This window comes from Pseudomonas sp. S2_B10 (genome assembly GCF_054668425.1).
In genome coordinates, this window is sequence record NZ_CP162768.1 from 5,599,568 (window position 1) to 5,615,290 (window position 15,723).

The 15,723-nt window shown below is 56.8% G+C and carries 13 protein-coding genes; 10 read left to right on the forward strand and 3 right to left on the reverse strand.

The genetic code is table 11. The features are described 5' to 3' along the window. Nucleotides 1-120 precede the first annotated feature (120 nt). Entirely contained in the window at nucleotides 121-552 is a 432-nt protein-coding gene (locus AB4O45_RS24975) for a thioredoxin family protein (protein WP_150742008.1), read from the reverse strand. A gap of 458 nt (nucleotides 553-1,010) precedes the next feature. On the opposite strand from AB4O45_RS24975, the gene AB4O45_RS24980 reads away from it, so the two are divergent. The 8 genes from AB4O45_RS24980 to kdgK all read left to right on the forward strand — a co-directional run bounded on the left by AB4O45_RS24980 (nucleotide 1,011) and on the right by kdgK (nucleotide 7,673). Then, entirely contained in the window at nucleotides 1,011-1,859 is an 849-nt protein-coding gene (locus AB4O45_RS24980) for a transporter substrate-binding domain-containing protein (protein WP_460160711.1), read from the forward strand. Nucleotides 1,860-1,910: 51 nt separating this feature from the next. Further along, complete coding sequence (locus AB4O45_RS24985) at nucleotides 1,911-2,573, forward strand: amino acid ABC transporter permease (protein ID WP_024012746.1); 663 nt, start codon at nucleotides 1,911-1,913, stop codon at nucleotides 2,571-2,573. A gap of 9 nt (nucleotides 2,574-2,582) precedes the next feature. Then, nucleotides 2,583-3,245 carry an amino acid ABC transporter permease gene (locus AB4O45_RS24990; protein ID WP_024012747.1) on the forward strand — a complete coding sequence of 221 codons (663 nt, stop codon included), beginning with the start codon at nucleotides 2,583-2,585 and terminating at the stop codon, nucleotides 3,243-3,245. Further along, nucleotides 3,242-4,033, forward strand: coding sequence for an amino acid ABC transporter ATP-binding protein (locus AB4O45_RS24995; protein ID WP_041478713.1), 792 nt, complete (start codon nucleotides 3,242-3,244; stop codon nucleotides 4,031-4,033). Before AB4O45_RS24990 ends, AB4O45_RS24995 begins: the two co-directional genes overlap by 4 nt. Nucleotides 4,034-4,064: 31 nt before the next feature. Continuing rightward, the gene (locus AB4O45_RS25000) at nucleotides 4,065-4,454 is read left to right on the forward strand and encodes a RidA family protein (RefSeq protein ID WP_016774497.1); all 390 of its coding nucleotides are present in this window, start codon (nucleotides 4,065-4,067) and stop codon (nucleotides 4,452-4,454) included. Nucleotides 4,455-4,601: 147 nt separating this feature from the next. Next, nucleotides 4,602-5,366 (forward strand): IclR family transcriptional regulator, encoded by a 765-nt coding sequence (locus AB4O45_RS25005; RefSeq protein ID WP_041478714.1) that lies wholly within the window; start codon nucleotides 4,602-4,604, stop codon nucleotides 5,364-5,366. Nucleotides 5,367-5,404: 38 nt separating this feature from the next. Then, the gene (locus AB4O45_RS25010; RefSeq protein WP_460160712.1) at nucleotides 5,405-6,619 is read left to right on the forward strand and encodes an amino acid deaminase; all 1,215 of its coding nucleotides are present in this window, start codon (nucleotides 5,405-5,407) and stop codon (nucleotides 6,617-6,619) included. Between the two features lie 133 nt (nucleotides 6,620-6,752). Beyond that, entirely contained in the window at nucleotides 6,753-7,673 is a 921-nt protein-coding gene (gene kdgK / locus AB4O45_RS25015; protein ID WP_150635519.1) for a 2-dehydro-3-deoxygluconokinase, read from the forward strand. Nucleotides 7,674-7,789: 116 nt separating this feature from the next. On the opposite strand, the gene AB4O45_RS25020 is transcribed toward kdgK, so the two are convergent. After that, nucleotides 7,790-8,065, reverse strand: a complete 276-nt coding sequence (locus AB4O45_RS25020; protein WP_007912322.1) for a peptidylprolyl isomerase — start codon at nucleotides 8,063-8,065, stop codon at nucleotides 7,790-7,792. A 52-nt stretch (nucleotides 8,066-8,117) separates the two neighbouring features. Beyond that, a complete protein-coding gene (locus AB4O45_RS25025) occupies nucleotides 8,118-10,655 on the reverse strand; it encodes a hybrid sensor histidine kinase/response regulator (RefSeq protein WP_460160713.1) in 2,538 nt (845 codons plus the stop codon). 109 nt (nucleotides 10,656-10,764) lie between these two features. Between AB4O45_RS25025 and AB4O45_RS25030 the strand changes: the two genes are divergently transcribed. Both AB4O45_RS25030 and AB4O45_RS25035 read left to right on the forward strand, forming a co-directional pair. After that, nucleotides 10,765-11,874 carry a PilT/PilU family type 4a pilus ATPase gene (locus tag AB4O45_RS25030; RefSeq protein ID WP_095179759.1) on the forward strand — a complete coding sequence of 370 codons (1,110 nt, stop codon included), beginning with the start codon at nucleotides 10,765-10,767 and terminating at the stop codon, nucleotides 11,872-11,874. A 142-nt stretch (nucleotides 11,875-12,016) separates the two neighbouring features. Further along, the gene (locus tag AB4O45_RS25035; protein WP_460160714.1) at nucleotides 12,017-15,706 is read left to right on the forward strand and encodes a hypothetical protein; all 3,690 of its coding nucleotides are present in this window, start codon (nucleotides 12,017-12,019) and stop codon (nucleotides 15,704-15,706) included. Nucleotides 15,707-15,723 lie beyond the last annotated feature (17 nt).

Here is a 15,723-nt window from a genome sequence, read left to right on the forward strand (position 1 = left end):
AAAGCTGTGCCGGCCTCTTTGCGAGCAAGCTCGCTGCCACATTGCAACGCGGTCAATGTGGGAGCGAGCCTGCTCGCGAAGGCAATTTGGCAGGCACTCCATACCTCTGAGGAGGCTCGTTCAGTACATCCTCCGTAGGCGCCCATGTGGGACGGTACGCAAAGTACGAAGTGTCTGACGCAGCCAAGGCAGATCATGCTTCCGTTTACGCGCGGCAAAGGGGGCTTTGGTCTTGCCGATGTGCACGGCGAAATCCCGTGCGAGGGTTTCTTCAGTGCCGATACCTTTGAGCTTTTTCAGCAGCCTGCCGTTTTTATAGAACAGCACTGTTGGCGTGCCCGTGACATTCGGGTGCTTGGGCGATTGGCTGGTGTTGAGCATATAGATGTTGGCGCGCAGTCGGTAAGGCTCGGCAATCTGCCGAAAGATCGGCCCGGCCCATTCGCAGGCGGGGCAGTGTTCATTGGCGAAATAAAGAATGACCGGACGCCAGGTTTTCAGGGCTTTGCGGTAAACCGGGGCCAGCGCGGAAGATGTGTTGGTGACGTTCATCGAAGGGTCCTTTTCAACGAGCGGATAGGTTCCTTGACGTTAAAGGAGTAGGCACGTCGGGGTCTACTGTCAGAAATTACAGGTGGACGGCGTAACCACGAGAAGTGCTGTCGTCACGGTGATAGCCGTCGCGAAACGGCAGGGTGGTGATGTCTACAGGCAGGCGCTAAAGCGCTGATACCGGGTCTTGTTCAACTGTCACCCTGATTCGCACCACAACGGCGCGATCTGACCCAAGTTGGGAACGCATTACCCCTTTCCTGGCTTTGTCAGGTGTTTCCTTCGCTCCTGGTTGGGCCAAACCCTTTGGTCCAGGAACCATATCTTGTTGATTCCAAAAGCGTTCAACGCAGTTACAGATTTCGCGAGATTCCTGTGGCACACTTTCTGCTGTCTATTCCGTAGTAACAAACCGTGTTCCGGTATAGCGGAATAAACACAATTGTGGAGTGCTTGCCATGCGTCGCCATCCTTCGTTGTTCAAAGCGTGTGTTTTTGTCCTTGCGGCTTCTTCCTCGGTCATGGGTCTGGCCCAGGCGGCCGACAGCAAGCTCGACAGTGTTCTCGCCCGTGGCAAGTTGATCGTGGGCACCGGCAGCACCAACGCGCCGTGGCACTTTCAGGGCGCGGACGGCAAGTTGCAGGGTTTTGATATCGACATCGCCAGGATGGTGGCCAAGGGACTGTTCAACGACCCGAGTAAAGTCGAGTTCGTGGTGCAGTCGTCCGATGCGCGGATTCCCAATCTGCTGACCGACAAGGTCGACATGAGCTGCCAGTTCATCACCGTCACCGCCAGCCGTGCCCAGCAAGTGGCATTCACTCTGCCGTACTACCGCGAAGGCGTCGGCCTGCTGTTGCCGAATAACAGCAAGTACAAGGAAATCGAAGACCTGCAGGCGGCGGGCGATGACGTTACCGTTGCGGTGCTGCAAAACGTATACGCCGAAGAATTGGTGCATCAGGCATTGCCCAAGGCCAAGGTCGATCAGTACGACAGCGTCGACCTGATGTATCAGGCAGTGAACTCTGGCCGTGCCGATGCCGCCGCAACCGATCAGTCGTCGGTCAAATACCTGATGGTGCAGAACCCGGGCCGCTACCGCAGCCCGAGCTATGCCTGGAGCCCGCAGACTTACGCCTGCGCAGTCAAACGTGGCGATCAGGACTGGCTGAACTTCGTAAACACCGCGCTGCATGAAGCCATGACCGGGGTTGAGTTCCCGACCTACGCCGCCTCCTTCAAGCAATGGTTCGGTGTCGATCTGCCGTCGCCCGCGATCGGTTTTCCAGTCGAATTCAGATGATCCCGTGAGAGTGGGGCGATTTCAGTCGCCCCGCTCAAGGTACTGCTGACCATGAATTATCAGTTGAACTTTGCCGCCGTGTGGCGCGATTTCGACACCTTGCTGGCGGGGCTCGGTCTGGGCTTGCAGCTGGCGCTGGTGTCGATCGCCATCGGCTGCGTGATCGGCCTGCTGATGGCGTTCGCCCTGCTGTCGAAGCATCGCGCCTTGCGGGTGCTGGCCTCGGTGTACGTCACGGTGGTGCGCAACACGCCAATCCTGGTGTTGATTCTGTTGATCTACTTTGCGCTGCCCAGCCTTGGCATTCGTCTGGACAAGATTCCTTCGTTCATCATCACGCTGTCGCTGTATGCCGGCGCGTACCTGACCGAAGTCTTCCGTGGCGGCTTGTTGAGCATTCCCAAAGGCCAGCGCGAAGCCGGGCTGGCAATCGGTCTCGGTGAATGGCAGGTCAAGGCTTACGTCACCGTGCCGGTGATGCTGCGCAACGTGTTGCCGGCGCTGTCGAACAACTTCATTTCGCTGTTCAAGGACACCTCGCTGGCGGCTGCGATTGCGGTACCGGAGCTGACCTATTACGCGCGCAAGATCAACGTCGAGAGCTACCGGGTGATCGAAACCTGGCTGGTGACCACGGCGTTGTATGTCGCGGCCTGTTACCTCATTGCCATGCTGCTGCGTTACCTCGAGCAGCGTCTGGCGATCCGCCGATAGGAGGCTGCGATGTACGAATCTCCCAGTTGGTTGCATGAATTGTGGGTCGCGCGCGAGCCATTGTGGCAGGGCTTTCTGACCAGTGTGCAGGTCTCGGCGCTGGCCATTGTGCTGGGCACGCTGCTTGGTGTGGTCGCCGGCCTGGTCCTGACTTACGGCAGATTCTGGATGCGCGCGCCGTTTCGGCTGTACGTCGATCTGATTCGCGGCACGCCGGTGTTTGTGCTGGTGCTGGCCTGCTTTTATATGGCGCCGGCGCTCGGTTGGCAGATCAGCGCGTTTCAGGCCGGAGCCCTGGGCCTGACGCTGTTCTGCGGCTCGCACGTCGCCGAAATCGTCCGTGGCGCCTTGCAAGCCCTGCCGCGCGGGCAGATGGAGGCGGGCAAAGCCATCGGTCTGACGTTCTACCAATCCCTCGGCTACGTACTGTTGCCTCAGGCGCTGCGGCAGATTTTGCCGACCTGGGTCAACTCGTCCACCGAAATCGTCAAGGCTTCGACCTTGCTCTCGGTGATCGGCGTCGCCGAATTGCTGCTCAGCACGCAACAGATCATCGCCCGAAACTTCATGACCCTGGAGTTCTACCTGTTCGCCGGTTTTCTGTTCTTCGTCATCAACTACGGCATCGAATTACTCGGCCGGCACATTGAAAAGCGGGTGGCCTTGCCATGACTCAAGCTCAAGTTGCTTCACAGAATCAGGCGCTGCTGGATATTCGCGGTCTGCACAAACAGTACGGCGCGGTGGAAGTGCTCAAGGGTGTCGACCTGAGCATGCAGCGTGGCAACGTCGTTACGCTGATCGGCTCCAGTGGCTCGGGCAAGACCACGCTGCTGCGTTGCGTGAACATGCTCGAAGAGTTTCAGGGCGGGCAGATTCTGCTCGACGGCGAATCCATCGGCTATGACGAGGTCAACGGTAAACGCGTACGTCACCCGGAAAAGGTCATTGCTCGCCATCGCGCGATGACCGGCATGGCGTTCCAGCAATTCAACCTGTTTCCGCACCTGACCGCCTTGCAGAACGTCACCTTGGGCCTGCTCAAGGTGAAGAAGATGCACAAGGACGAAGCCGTGGTGCTTGCCGAAAAATGGTTGGAGCGTGTCGGCCTGCTGGAGCGGCGCAATCACTTTCCCGGTCAGTTGTCCGGCGGTCAGCAACAGCGCGTAGCGATTGCCCGAGCGATTGCGATGAACCCGAGCCTGATGCTCTTTGACGAAGTCACCTCAGCCCTCGACCCGGAACTGGTTGGCGAGGTGCTCAACGTGATCAAGGGGCTGGCCGAGGACGGCATGACCATGTTGTTGGTGACCCACGAAATGCGTTTCGCTTTCGAGGTCTCGGACAAGATCGTTTTCATGAATCAAGGGCGAATCGAAGAGCAGGGGCCTCCCAAGGAACTGTTCGAACGCCCGCAATCGCCGCGTCTGGCGGAATTTCTCAAAAGCACGCGGTTTTGAATCTGCACTTTTGCAATCAGGAGAAACACCCATGAGCATTACGCGTTACGGCACCGGCAGCACCGCCGCCGGCGGCCAGCCTCGTCCATTCGCCCGCGCAGTCGAAGCGGATGGCTGGCTGCATGTGTCCGGCCAGGTACCGGCGGTGGATGGCGAGATCATCGTCGGCGGCATTGTCGAACAGACCCACCAGACCATGAAGAACCTGATCGCCATTCTCGAAGAGGCTGGTTATGGCCTTGAAGATGTGGTCCGCGCTGGCGTCTGGCTGGACGATCCACGTGATTTCAGCAGTTTCAACAAGGTCTTCGCCGAGTATTTCAAACCCGAACACGCCCCGGCGCGGGCCTGCGTGCAGGCGAGCATGATGGTTGATTGCAAGGTTGAGATCGACTGCATTGCCTACAAGAAGAAGGCCTGAAACAAGTGCAGCCCTCTTCGCGAGCAGGCTCGCTCCCACATTTGGAATGCGTTTTCCTGTGGGAGCGAGCCTGCTCGCGAAAGCGATGTAACAGGCGACACTGGACTCTCGGTAAACTCCCGGCGACTTTGAATGGAAACCACTGACATGACCGAAGACACCATCAAGCGCCGGGCACGTGGTCTGGACCGGGCGTTCGATATCCTCGATTTTCTCAAGGAAATCGGCCAGCCCTTACGCCCCAACGACATCGCCAACGGCATCGGCGGCCCGAAATCCACGGTCTACGAGCTGGTCGCATCCTTGCTGGAACGGCGGATTCTGGAACCGGTGGGCAAGGACGGCCACGTCTATCTCGGCCGCCAGTTGTACTTCCTCGGCCAAGCGCATCTGCGCCATTTCGACCTCAGCCGCGAAGCCGATCACGCCTTGCAGGAGATCGTCAGCCAAACCCGCGAAACCGCGCAGATGTGCCTGCTCAACGGGCGCAAATACACGGTGGCGTTGATGAAGGAGGGCGAGCGGCATTTCCGCATCTCATCGGATATCGGCGAAAACGCGCCGATCCCGTGGACCGCCTCCGGGCGCCTGCTGCTCGCGCATTTAAGCGATCAGCAGATCATCGACCTGATCGACGAGGACGACTACATCCTGCCCGACGGCGAACGTCTGCCACTGGAACGCTTTCTGGCGGAGATTCGTCAGGCCGGTATCGATGGCTTCTTTTCCTTCGACAGCGTCGCCGACACGTTCACCCATTGCTTCGCCGCGCCGGTGAAAGACCCGCAAGGCGTGGCCATTTGCACGTTGTGCATCGTCGCCCCTCGGGCCGATGCGAAAAACAATTACAACGACTATCGCCGGGTGCTGATCGAGAGCGCCAACAGCCTCGCCCGGCGGATCAACGAATAACCGCGGCTGCCTGCGGCCGCGACTGTGAGGACTGGACCATGACCACTGCCATCAACTCTGCCGTAGAAAAAGGTGACGCCACCCTCGGCGCGCAATTGACCCGCGACGTCAGCCTGCCAGCGCTGGTGCTGCACCGCGAGGCCCTGGAGCACAACATTCGCTGGATGCAGAAATTTGTCAGCGACAGCGGCGCCGAACTAGCGCCCCACGGCAAAACCAGCATGACCCCGGCACTGTTCAAGCGACAGCTCGACGCCGGCGCCTGGGGCATCACCCTCGCCAGCGCTACCCAGACCCGCGCCGCTTATGCTCACGGCGTACGTCGGGTGTTGATGGCCAATCAATTGGTCGGCACGCCGAACATGGCGTTGATTGCCGATCTGCTCGCCGATCCGACGTTCGATTTCTATTGCATGGTCGATCACCCGGACAACGTCGCCGACCTCGGGGCTTACTTCGCTTCCCGTGGGGTCAAGCTCAACGTGATGATCGAATATGGCGTGGTTGGCGGGCGCTGCGGGTGCCGCAGCGAGCAGGAAGTCATCGAGCTGGCCAAGGCCATCGATGCGCAACCGGCGCTGGCACTGACCGGCATTGAAGGTTACGAAGGCGTGATTCATGGCGATCATGCGGTCAGTGGCATTCGCGAATTCGCCGCGTCGCTGGTTCGCCTCGCGGTGCAGCTACAGGACAGCGGCGCCTTTGCCATCGCCAGACCGATCATCACTGCGTCGGGTTCGGCCTGGTACGACCTGATCGCCGAATCTTTCGAAACCCAGAACGCCGCTGGCCGTTTCCTCAGCGTGTTGCGCCCGGGCAGTTACGTGGCCCACGACCATGGTATCTACAAAGAGGCGCAGTGCTGCGTGCTCGACCGTCGCAGCGATCTGCACGAAGGCCTGCGCCCAGCGCTGGAAGTCTGGGCTCATGTGCAGTCGCTGCCGGAACCGGGTTTCGCGGTGATCGCTCTGGGCAAGCGCGACGTCGCATTCGACGCCGGTTTGCCGGTGCCGTTGTTGCGCTACAAGGCCGGTGTGGTGCCGGCGACAGGTGATGATATCGGTGCGTGCAAGGTCACGGCGGTGATGGATCAGCATGCGTTCATGACCGTGGCGCCGGGTGTAGAACTGCGGGTCGGCGACATCATTTCCTTTGGTACTTCGCATCCGTGCCTGACGTTCGATAAATGGCGGGTGGGGTTGCTGGTGGATGAGCAGTTGGCGGTCATCGAGACCATGGCGACTTGTTTCTAAGGCTTGAGATTGCGTTGCGGCGGCTATTTCGCGAGCAGGCTCGCTCCCACAGAGGACGCATTTGAATGTGGGAGCGAGCCTGCTCGCGAAGACGCCCGCTTAGCCACCACTGAACCACCCGAGATCCCACCCGATGAAAATCCTCCGCAACACCCCACGCATCGCCCTGATCGGCGAATGCATGATCGAACTGCAACAACGTGCCGACGGCAGTCTGCAGCAAAGCTTCGGTGGCGATACCCTCAATACGGCCGTGTACCTGTCCCGCGCGCTGGGCGACAAGGCGCAAGTCGATTACGTTACCGCGCTGGGCGATGACAGTTTCAGTGACGCAATGTGCCAGATCTGGCGCAGCGAAGGCATCGGCCTCGATCTGGTGCAGCGCTTGCCCGGTCGGCTTCCCGGTTTGTATTGCATACAGACCGACGCCAACGGCGAGCGGCGCTTTCTGTACTGGCGCAACGAAGCGGCGGTACGCGATTGCTTTACCACTCCTGCGGCCGAGCCGATTCTCGCGGCCTTGCCGGACTACGACGTGCTGTATTTCAGCGGAATCACCCTCGCCGTACTTGGCATGCAAGGCCGTGCCCGCCTGATCAAGACGTTGAGCGAAGCCCGGCAGCGCGATGCGCGCATCGTGTTTGACAATAACTACCGTCCACGCTTGTGGGCTTCTGTGGAAGAGGCGCGGGCGGCGTATCGCAGCGTCTTGCCTTATGTCGATCTGGCGTTGCTCACCGTGGATGACGAACAGGCGTTGTTCGGGTTTGCCGATTGCGCTGAGGTGTTTGCGACGTATGCGCAGATTGGCACGCCAGAAGTGGTGCTCAAGCGTGGCGCCGAGGCGTGCCTGATTCGTTGTCAGGGGGAGGCGTTTGAGGTGCCGGCGCAAAAGGTCGACAAGGTTGTCGACACCACGGCGGCGGGGGATTCGTTCAGTGCGGCGTATCTGGCCCGGCGCTTGCTCGGCGGCAGCCCGGCAGAGGCGGCCCAAGCGGGACATGAATTGGCCAGTCAGGTGATACAGGTGCCAGGGGCGTTGATCCCCAGGTAGTCAGAGAATGGCCGCTTGCTGCGCAATCGGTTCGCGAGCAGGCTCGCTCCCACAATGAAAATCCGGTCGAAATGTGGGAGCGAGCCTGCTCGCGAAGAAGCTCGACAGCCAGCCGATCAATCCCGATAAAACACCTGCACCAGGTGATAACCAAACTTGCTCTTGATCGGTCCATGCACGGTGCGCAGTGGTTTCTTGAAAATCACCGCATCAATCGCGCCGACCATCTGTCCTGGACGTACTTCGCCCAGATCACCGCCGCGTTTGCCGGACGGGCAGGTGGAAAACTTCTTCGCCAGCACATCGAATGCTTCGCCCTTGGCGATGCGCTGTTTGAGTTGTTCGGCCTCTTCGGCAGTTTTCACCAGAATGTGGCGGGCTTGGGCTTTCATCGTGCAATACCTGATAACGGGGTGACAGCGGGGCGCGCGATTATGCCTCAAGTCACGGGGTCGGGTTGCTCAACTTGCGAATCTTGCTCGCCAACACTTCCAGGACAAAAGGCTTGGCGACCATGTCCATGCCCTCTTCAAGAAAGCCCTGGCGCTCGGCAGCAATCTGCGCGTAACCGGTCATGAACAGCACTTTAAGGCCGGGACGATGCTGGCGCGCAATTTCCGCCAACTGGCGACCGTTCATGCCGGGCAGCCCGACATCGGTGACCAGTAGATCGACACGTTGCGCGGACTCGAACAAGTGCAGGGCGATTTTGGCGTTTGCCGCTTCGAAGGTTTTGTAGCCCAGCTCCCTCAGCAGATCGAGCACCAGCATGCGCACCGCCGCGTCATCCTCGACCACGATTGCGGTTTCGCCAGAAGATGAAGCAGCAATCGGTTCGGCTTTCTTCACAGATGAGGTTTCCGGCGTCGGCTCAAGCAAGCGCGGCAAGTACAGGCGCACGCAAGTACCTTGCCCCGGCACGCTGTCGAGGCTGACGTGACCACCGGATTGCTGGGCGAAACCGTAGATCATCGACAGCCCGAGCCCGGTGCCCTGGCCGATCGGCTTGGTGGTGAAGAACGGATCGAACGCTTTGGAGCGAATTGACGGAGTCATGCCGGTGCCGTTATCGCTGACCGCGAGCATGACGTATTCCCCGGCCTTGACCGGTTCGAGAATGGTGATGTCGCTGCTGTCGAGGTAAACGTTGGCAGTCTGGATCAGCAACGTGCCGCCTTCGGGCATCGCGTCGCGGGCGTTGATCACCAGATTGAGCAAGGCATTTTCCAGCTGGCTGACGTCGGTGCTCACCGGCCAAACGTCTTCGGGCAGGCGCAGTTGCAGGTCGATCGGATCGCCTTTGGTGCGGCGGATCAGATCTTCCAGCGAGTGCACCAGCTCATTGACGTTCAGTTGCTTGCGGTCCAGCGACTGGCGCCGCGAGAACGCCAGCAAGCGATGCGTGAGCGCCGCCGCGCGATTGGCCGATGACACGGCCGCTTCGGTAAAACGGCCGATCTCGTCGGCACGACCATTGGCGATGTAGCGCTGCATCAAGTCCAGACTGCCGATAATGCCGGTGAGCATGTTGTTGAAGTCGTGGGCGATGCCACCCGTGAGCTGGCCGACGGCTTCCATCTTCTGCGCGTGGCGCAAGGCATCTTCGGCGCGCTCGCGTTCGAACATCTCGTTCTGCAAACGCTCGTTGGCCTGAGCCAGTTGCTCGGTGCGCGCGCTGACCCGCTCTTCGAGGGTCTCGTTGAGATTGCGCAGGGCTTCCTCGGTTTTCTTGCGCTCGGTCTCGTCGATGACAAAGATGTAGAAGCCGTTCACTGCACCGTCCGCACCATGTCGCGGCAGATAATTCATAAGGGCATGACGGATGCTGCCATCGCGGTGCGGTGTGTAGAAACTGAAGGAACAGGCGCGCCCGGCCAGCGCTTCGGCGATGTACGGTGCGCGCAGGAAATACGCCTCTTCGCCGATGACTTCGCGAATCTTGCGCCCGTACAACTCTTGCGGTGTGAGGCCGTACCAGTCGAGATACGCTGCGTTGTTCAAGCGAAAACGTTCTTCGGCGTCGACATAGCTGATCAGGATCGGCATGGCGTTGATGATCAACTGCAATTCGGTCTGGCTCTGACGCAGCGCTTGTTCGGTGTGTTTGCGTTCGGTCAGGTCCAGCGCCGCGCCGAGAAAGCGCATCGGCCGACCATGATGATCCTTGTAGCAACGCCCGCGCGCGAACACCCAGCGCAGCGTGCCATCGGCCTGCAACAAGCGATATTCCTCAGCGTACTCGGTGCCGTGGGTGATGCAGTGCTTGATGCCGCGCGCAACCATTGCGCGGTCTTCGGGGTGCACCCCGTGCATATATTCGCTGATCGGCAATTGCCCGGCCTTGCTCGGATCAACGCCATGCAGTTCGGCAAAATGCGCATCGGCAATGAATCGGTCTTCGCCAATGTCCCAGTCCCACGTTCCGACGGCGTCGGCGGCGGCAAGGGCCAGTTGCAGACGCTCTTCGGACTGGCGCTGAGCCTTGAGGCTTTCCTCGGAACGGCGCTGCAACTCCAGGGCAATACGGCGGCGCTCGTTGGTCTCAATGGCAGTGATCAGAATTCCAGCGACCTGTGCGGTTTCATCACGAATCGGACTGTAGGTCAGATCCAGCCAGAAATCGGTTTTTTTGCCGTCCCGCTGCACGCTGAAACGCTGCTCGCTGAAGCTGCGCACCTGACCCTGCAGCACCGCTTGGTAGATCGGCACGGCAAAATCCCGCACTTCCGGCCAGATCTCATGCGTTGGCTGGCCGAAGGCTTCGGGATGCTTGCTGCCGGCGAGCAGGGCAAAGCCATTGTTGTAGATCTGCGTGAGTTGCGGCCCCCACAACAGCAGCATCGGCATCGGCGAATGAATCACGATGTCCACCGCTGTGCGCAGGCTCTGCGGCCAGGTGCCGGCGGCGCCCAGCGGACTGCGGCTCCAGTCGGTGCGGGCGATCAGGGCCTGGGCGTCATCGGTGGTGGGTACAGCATTCATGTTTCAATCCTGAGCGTGGTTCGGTGAGACGGGGTCTATCATTGTTGCAGGAGCCGCGCCAAGCGTAGGCCAAATCTGCTCATTCAATGCTTCGCGGGTGCTTTCAGCCATGGAAATCGATGCACTGTTGTCAACATTGTCGCAAAAAAACGGTTCGGATCTCTTCCTTTCCACCGGCGCACCACCGAGCGCTCGCATTGATGGTGTGCTGACGGCGCTCAGCGATCAGCCATTCAAACCTGGCGAAACCGCGGCCATCGCCACCTCCCTGATGGACGCCGAGCAGCGCCGGGAGTTCGACCGGGATCTTGAAATGAACCTGGCAATCTCCCGAACGGGCGTCGGCCGGTTCCGGGTGAACATTTTCAAGCAGCGCAACGACGTTTCGATCGTTATCCGCAACGTCAAGCTCGACATCCCGCGGTTCGAAGACTTGAAACTGCCGCCGGTGTTGCTGGAAACGGTGATGCTCAAACGTGGCCTGATTCTTTTTGTCGGCGCTACCAGTTCGGGCAAGTCGACCTCCCTGGCGGCGCTCATCGATCATCGCAACCGCCACAGTGCCGGACACATCGTGACCATCGAAGACCCGATCGAATATATCCATCGGCACAAGCGCTCGATCATCAATCAGCGTGAGGTTGGCGTCGATACGCGCAGCTTTCATGCTGCACTGAAGAACACTTTACGCCAGGCACCGGACGTCGTCCTGATTGGTGAGATCCGTGACCGCGAAACCATGGAGCATGCGCTCTCGTTTGCCGATACAGGGCATCTGGTGTTGTCGACATTACATGCGACCAATGCCAATCAGGCGCTGGATCGCATCATCAATATGTTTCCCGAGGAGAAGCGCGAGCAGCTGTTGCAGACATTGGGCAACAACCTGAAAGCCTTTATCTCGCAGCGCTTGGTACGCACTGTCGACGGCCAGCGCAGGGCGGCCGTGGAAGTGTTATTAGGTACGCCGACTGTTGCTGATGCGCTCCGTCGCAATGAGTTGGCTGAGTTGAAAAGTATCATGGAGAAATCCGAAGACTCAGGCATGCAGACATTCGATGCTGCACTGTTACAGTTAGTCCTTGCGCGTGTTATTACAGTAGAAGAAGCTTTGAAAAACGCGGATTCGACAAACAACTTACGGTTAGGCATCAAGCTTAAACTTGATTCTCCAATCAACGAAAAAGCATCGACAGGGGATTGGGGGTTGGTGGAGTAAGTTGTCGTGTCTGTAGGCGGCTGAGCGGTCAGGTGATAGATGTTTGAAATCTAGACTAATACTTGGTTAGTTGTGGTTTCGCCTGTTTTTATTAGATTTGCGATCTCGATAGCAAGTCCATGTAAATAAATAGGTCAATAAAATGAAAAATCGATGTGGTGCAGGTGCTCTTTCCAAATTGAGCGCTGCCGATAATGTGCGTTGTTCTGCCGCAGATGAATTAGAACGAATGGCACTTCTAGGCCAGTTGAAAAGATTTCTTGTTGAAGCTCCGGAAGACGTTGCGCGGGATATTTCAAACGACGACCAAAAGATCATCTGGCTCTCGCCTGAATCCTCTTTTGGACGTTTACAGAAACCGGCCAGCGAGATGCTTCAGGATCTGATGAGCTTACTCGGCTCCGGCACCTACAGTAGGGTTACGTCTTCGGGTGAAATTCACATATACGTTACTCATGAAGGGTGGATGGATGTATCGGATAACGTCAAGAGTAATCCCGACGCGAATGAGAAGTTCGAGAAGTTAGTTGCTATTGCAGCAGGTCTTGGTGGATTCGTTCACCTTGATAACGCAGTGCTGTTGTCGCAGTGGTTGCGTTTTCACGGGTTCAACGTGCCGGATGACAGAGAAAAACTAGAAAGCTTGATTGGCTTTTTGGAGTGGAAGTGGCCTGAAGGAGATGATTTTGGTAATTACTGGGGGCAGATAACTGGGCTAAATGATACGTCGATCACCTTGACACCACAGCAGTGTGCAGAGATTCGCGCAGTGACGAGTAAACTTTTCCCTGCGAATGAGAATCTACTTAACACAATCTTCAGAAGCGTCAGACCGTATAACGTTACTACCGTTAATTGGGACAGCGCTAACGAGGTCGTTGCAATGCTGGTTCGTCATCCAGCGTCGCAGAAAATTGCCAAGGAATACGTCATTGCACTGGACTGGTGGGGGGCGAAGGATTCCGAGGAAATCAGTGGTGACGATCTAGCTCAGGTATTGCTCACCGCAATAATTTTGCAGTTGGATTCATCCATAGGCGTTACTGGTAAGCGCAACTGCATCGGAACCTTTGATATATACGATTCGAGCACCATGGCTGATAGGCCGTTATATGCCATACGTGAAAATTTTGAGGCTTACCTTGTAGCAAAGGGCCATTCGCACTCGATTATTCCTCTCGCTTCCCACCTGCTCCTGGCTCATGTAGCGCCTTGTCTCTTGGTTAAAAATCTGCCCCAAGAGCTTTACGCTGGCTCGATCGGCTGGGTGACGTTTTGCCAGGCGGTGAGCTTTATCGAGATCAATTGTCGAGGCGTCTCTCGCTTCATGACATATGAACAAGTCATGAAGTTTGCAAGCATGGAAACGGTCAGCCCGGTACTGGGGGAGCTGCAAGGTATTACTGCGATCGACCCTATCATTGACTGGGCATTGATGAATGAAGTCATCACTCATGAGCAACTGAGCACGTCTGCTCTTACAGCAGCTCAAGACGCTTTGAATGCGTATAAAACGCACGTGGATGATATTGTTTTGGGAATCAAGGCATTTGGGGCGGCTCCGCCCAATCGGAAACGACTGGCGATGACTGCATTGAAGCAGGCGGTTGCTGATTTTGATGTTATTGAACAACCTCTTTTGCGTCCTGAGACTTATTCTGCAATGAGAGTGTCGATGCTTGATCTTCATATCGAAGGGTTGCTGGCGTCCGGAACATGGGATTGGAATAAAGAGCCCGGCATTTTCGATAAGTATCCGCAGCTTTTGGCCTTGCCTGCCATCAAACCAGCATTCGAAGCTGAGCTCGTTAGCTATCACTGCAATATTCATAAGGCGATGGCTTCAAACATAAAGCTGGCGATAGCAGGAATGCCTCGAGCCGATCGAGATATCTTTGCCTCAAGCAAGATCACGTTTTTTACTGTACGTCCTTCGGTTGCAGAGATTTACTATCCGTCATCGGCTAATTATAACTTGGTCGGCGCGGGTAATCAGCCGCCCAAAAATATCGAGGTTCAGCTCAAGAAAGACCAGGCGGTGGGGCGGTTCGGCGTAATTATGATAGCTTCCTTCGGGAATAATCAGACTTTATGCTATGAAATGTTTACCTTGCTGGGGGAGTGCAGAAGAAACGATGAGCTAGGCAAATTGATTATTTATACCCAAAAAATGAACATGCCTGGAAGGGTTGAATATACAGGGAAGCCCGATGATGCATTTTTCCCTTTGCCCCCCACGCATAACGTTCCAACTGATTTCGATAGCTACATTGTCGGAAAAAAGCCGTCGCCGAATGCCTCTGGGATTATGGTTATAGAGAAACTTGGCACTGTTATCGCTCCGACTTCTGCGTCGCGGGTCGTTCGTAATCATTATCAGTTTTTCGTAAATAAGCATATCGAAAATATTGCCCAATTTGTTGTGAAGAACAGACCATTGGGCAGCCTCCAGGATTTCAGGGAAGTCTTCACCGAATACACTGATAAAGAGCGTGCGGAGAACACTTATAACGAGGTGCTGACGTATATTATTGACCTGTGTGTCCCGTTCAAGAAATGTATCGAAGACTTGGCTTCCGGAAATAGAAATCAGGTGGTTGACGGAATTTACGCGTGCACGATGGATGCTATCGGTATTTTCTTCACTGTACTGGGTGCCCCGGCTAAAATTCTGCATATCGCAGCCAAAACAGTTTCGTTGACGGCAAAAATCGGCAGCCTCGTCAGGTTTGGCATTTCTCTGACAGTCTCGACTTTCAATCCGATTGATGGATTGCCAACTGCTGGATACCAAGCGTCAAAAGCATTGTTCAAAAGCGTCATGCACTTGGGCGCGTCGGGCGCAAAAGTCGTGGAATCTGCCGTTGTCCAGATGAGCAGACTGACCGGTACGGCGCGGGAATTTCACAAGCTGGCGAATGCTACCGATGTTGGTTTCGGGAGGTGGCGCCCGCTTGGAAGCACCGCGTCTTCTTTCAATGTCTGTGCCATCAAGAAAAGCAGTGAGTGGTACGCGGCCAATCGGCTAGGTAAGCCGTGGGGAAAACGACTCGTCAATTTCGACCTGCAAGAGAAGTTTAGTCTGCCATTACTGCAGAAACCGGTTCCGGGTGTTTTTACAGCTCACATTCTCGAGCGCAGTCTGCCACTGGCCCGTTTCAAAATAGACAGCGCAATTGAAATGCTGGGCTCGCCGGCGCTGAATTTCAAAACCGACCCCGCGATTGGATTGTTTTTTGGCAGTACCTCGGCGGCGCGTGACGAATTGTCCAATCTGCTAAGCGCCATCAGGCTGGATTTCGGCGGAACGTCCGCCAGTAATTTCCTGTTGGATAGCCTGAAACTAGATGATGGCGTCATTGAGGTAAATCCATTCGATTACAGTAAATGGAAGAGCGCAGGAGCTACAGATAAAAAGCGTGTTCAGTACATGACGGTCAATACACGTAACTTCAACCAGCGATTCAGCCTGACAGGTTACGGCGAAATCGCTGATGACCTCATCCACGAAATGATTCGGGTCAACCCCGCCAAGACCAGTCTGATCACTGCCGAGGGGGCGACCCGAGATGGTAAGGTCGGTTTGGATGTGGCGCCTTTACTAAACTTGGCAAAGGGACGCTTGCCCCGGTCTGAGCCTATCACTGGCAGTTTTCACGAAAGCGCTCAAGCGCTCCTCAATGCAGACTCGCTGATGCTCGTTATTGCCTTGCTCAGTTTGTTGAAAACCAACGAAGCGTTGTTTTCGCTGAATCTCAGCATCATGCGCGCAGCGATCGAAGCCAGTGGAGATCAGCCCCTCACCGGTGAAGTTGTAATACAGCTGAATTGAGGCTGCGCCAGACGAAA